Genomic DNA, 1,771 nt, shown 5'->3' with positions numbered 1-1,771 from the left:
CCCCGGTCGAGGCGCAGCATCTCGGCGCACTGTCCCGCCATCCGGACGTGCCACTCGTCCGTGCTCTCGTCGGTGACGACCTCGCACCAGCGCAGCCAGTCGCGCCAGCCGTCCTCCAGCCAGTCCACGGTCTCGACCTCCACGGCCCCGCTGCGGGACCAGTGGCGCCGCCACCAGGCCGCCGAGTGGAAGCACCAGAAGTCGGGCTCCCAGTAGGGCTTGAGGTGCTCCGGCGGCTCGACGCCGTCGGCCTCCTCGCGCAGCGCCGGTACGACGACGCCGATCCGCCCGCCCGGCTTCAGCAGCCGGGTCACAGTGGGCAGGTACAGGTCGTTGGTGCCGAAGTACTGGTAGGCGTCGATCGAGACGATCGCGTCGAAGGTACCCTCGCCGAACGGCAGGTCATGGGCCTCGGCGAACACGGGCAGGACCCGGTCGCCGACACCCGCCTCGGCGATCCGCCCGGCGTTCTCGTCGGGCTTGATCCACAGGTCGGCGGCGACGACCTGGACGTCGTACTCCTTGGCGAGGAAGATCGACGTCATGGCACGTCCGCAGCCCAGGTCGAGCACCCGGGAGCCGGGGCTCAGGGTGTCGAGCCCCAGGGCGGGGGCCAGCCACTCCAGCAGCCACAGCGCGTGCGGGCCCATCTGGTTGTCAATGGTCCAGCGGGCGTCGTAGCCGTTGCTGCGCGGGTAGCCGGGGTGGCTCACACGGTCAGTGAGGGGGTCGTTCGGGGTCCGGGAAATGATGTCCGACATCGGTGAAACGGGCTCCTTGAGTCCTTGAGGAAGAACGGGGATGCGGAGGGGCTCGGTCGGACCGTCAAACAACGCACCTGCTTCGGCCGGGCGGCGGGAGGCCGCGGGCGGTTCCTCGGACCGCCGGACGCTAACAGTCGGCCCGGTGGCCCCGCACCCGGTTTTCCCCGCCCGGCGCGCTACCGTCTCGGCCATGAGTGGACGTCCTGATTCCGACACCGACCCAGCGACAGCGGACTCGGAGGCGGCCGCCGGCCAGGACGGGACCGAGGATCCGGCGGACGACGCGGAAGACGCGCGCCGCGCCCGCTGGACGGCGGCGGGCACCGGCGCCGCACTGACCCTGGCCGGTCTCGCCGCGGCGCTGCTCCGCCTCACCCGCTCCGCACCGGCCTTCGTCCCGGCCGCGTACGCCGGCGGGGCCGCCGTGTGCGCCGCCGCCACCGTGCTGGGTTCCCGCGGGCGTACCCGGCGGGCCCTGTGGCTGCTGGTCGCGGGCGTGATGGTGATGGCACTCGGGGACCAGGGCGACTGATTCCGGCCGCTGTGAATAAGCCCACGAAAGCGGCAAATGATCTCCCGGGCCTGTAACAGTGGCAGCGCATTGCTCATGCGTTCTTTGCTGGCTGTTCAGTTCATGCGCGACTGTTCCCGGTCAAAGATCCACACAAGGCAACTCCGGGAGCACGTTTCGTGGCAGCCCTCGCACGCTGGTGTGTCCAGCGCCGTCTGCTCAGTGTCCTGCTGTGGCTCCTCGCGTTCGCGGGTGTCGCCGCGGGCGCCGCCCTCGCCGGCACCACGTACTCGAACGACTACCAGGTCCCCGGTACCGAGTCCGGCCGCGCCACCGAACTGCTGCACGAAGGCTTCCCGCAGCTCGGCGGCGACAGCGACACCGTCGTCTGGCACACCACGTCCGGCAGCGTCCGCGCCCCCGACGTCGAGCAGGCGATGACCCGCACCCTGGACCGGATCGAGAACCTCCCCGCAGTGGCCTCGGTCGCCAGCCC

2 protein-coding genes and 1 pseudogene are annotated in these 1,771 nt (G+C 71.2%); 2 read left to right on the top strand and 1 reads right to left on the bottom strand.

Going from position 1 to position 1,771, the window contains the following annotated elements; genetic code table 11:
- On the bottom strand, positions 1–761 hold a 761-nt coding region (locus ABZ281_RS48090; protein WP_356665030.1), incomplete at its 3' end, for a methyltransferase domain-containing protein.
- Between the two features lie 193 nt (positions 762–954).
- Here ABZ281_RS48090 and ABZ281_RS48085 point away from each other — a divergent pair.
- Positions 955–1,296, top strand: a complete 342-nt coding sequence (locus ABZ281_RS48085; protein ID WP_356665028.1) for a hypothetical protein — start codon at positions 955–957, stop codon at positions 1,294–1,296.
- Positions 1,297–1,454: 158 nt separating this feature from the next.
- Positions 1,455–1,771 (top strand): annotated as a pseudogene (locus ABZ281_RS48080) (MMPL family transporter); the annotation flags it as partial.

Source organism: Streptomyces sp. NPDC006265, assembly GCF_040613555.1.
Classification (GTDB): Bacteria; Actinomycetota; Actinomycetes; order Streptomycetales; family Streptomycetaceae; genus Streptomyces.
The sequence above is the reverse complement of the archived record's forward strand: the minus strand, read 5'-3'. Positions and strand labels throughout refer to the sequence as shown.

Bases quoted from the DNA above. Each gene is read 5' to 3' on its own strand.
- ABZ281_RS48085 (WP_356665028.1), top strand. From the start codon at position 955: ATGAGTGGACGTCCTGATTCCGACACCGACCCAGCGACAGCGGACTCG.